This window comes from Rodentibacter genomosp. 1 (assembly GCF_001999285.1).
Classification (GTDB): domain Bacteria; phylum Pseudomonadota; class Gammaproteobacteria; order Enterobacterales; family Pasteurellaceae; genus Rodentibacter.
Genome location: NZ_MLHN01000042.1, coordinates 1 through 1170, shown reverse-complemented (window position 1 = coordinate 1170; position 1170 = coordinate 1). Strand labels below are relative to the sequence as shown.

At 44.1% G+C, this 1170-nt stretch carries 1 protein-coding gene; it reads right to left on the bottom strand.

Features of this window, described 5'->3' with window-relative positions; genetic code table 11:
• The coding region (gene tuf, locus BKK54_RS11450; RefSeq protein WP_077543191.1) for an elongation factor Tu at positions 1–1169 on the bottom strand (1169 nt) is incomplete at its 3' end.
• Between the last annotated feature and the right edge of the window lies 1 nt (position 1170).

Sequence of the window (1170 nt, the reverse complement as noted above, 5' to 3'; positions counted from 1 at the left end):
GCAACAACACCCGCACCAACGGTACGACCACCCTCACGGATAGCAAAACGTAAACCTTGGTCCATCGCAATTGGGTGGATTAAAGATACAGTCATTTTGATGTTATCACCAGGCATTACCATTTCCACGCCTTCCGGTAATTCGATAGTACCGGTTACGTCAGTTGTACGGAAATAGAACTGTGGACGGTAACCTTTGAAGAATGGGGTATGACGACCACCTTCATCTTTTGATAACACGTAAACTTCTGATTCAAAATCAGTGTGTGGTGTGATTGAACCCGGTTTCGCTAATACTTGACCACGTTCGATTTCTTCACGTTTAGTACCACGTAATAATGCACCGATGTTTTCACCTGCACGACCTTCGTCAAGTAATTTACGGAACATCTCAACACCGGTTACAGTTGTTTTCGCGGTATCTTTGATACCTACGATTTCAACTTCATCACCGGTACGGATAATACCACGCTCTACACGACCGGTTACTACTGTACCACGACCGGAGATTGAGAATACGTCTTCAATTGGAAGAAGGAATGGTTGGTCAATCGCACGCTCAGGTTCTGGGATATAAGTATCTAAGTGGTTAGCTAACTCAAGAATTTTCTCTTCCCATGCAGCATCGCCTTCTAACGCTTTTAATGCTGAACCACGTACGATTGGGGTATCATCACCCGGGAAGTCATATTGAGAAAGAAGTTCACGAACTTCCATTTCAACTAATTCTAATAACTCTTCATCATCCACCATATCGCATTTGTTTAAGAATACGATGATGTAAGGTACACCTACTTGGCGACCTAATAAGATGTGCTCACGAGTTTGTGGCATAGGACCGTCAGTTGCTGCTACAACAAGAATAGCACCATCCATTTGTGCCGCACCGGTAATCATGTTTTTAACATAGTCGGCGTGTCCCGGACAGTCAACGTGTGCGTAGTGACGGGTTGGGGTATCGTATTCTACGTGTGAAGTATTGATGGTAATACCACGCGCTTTTTCTTCCGGTGCGTTATCAATTTGGTCAAATGCACGAGCTGAACCACCGTAGTGTTTTGCTAATACTGTGGTGATTGCAGCTGTTAAAGTTGTTTTACCGTGGTCAACGTGGCCGATTGTACCCACGTTTACGTGCGGTTTTGTACGTTCAAATTTTTCTTTAGACATT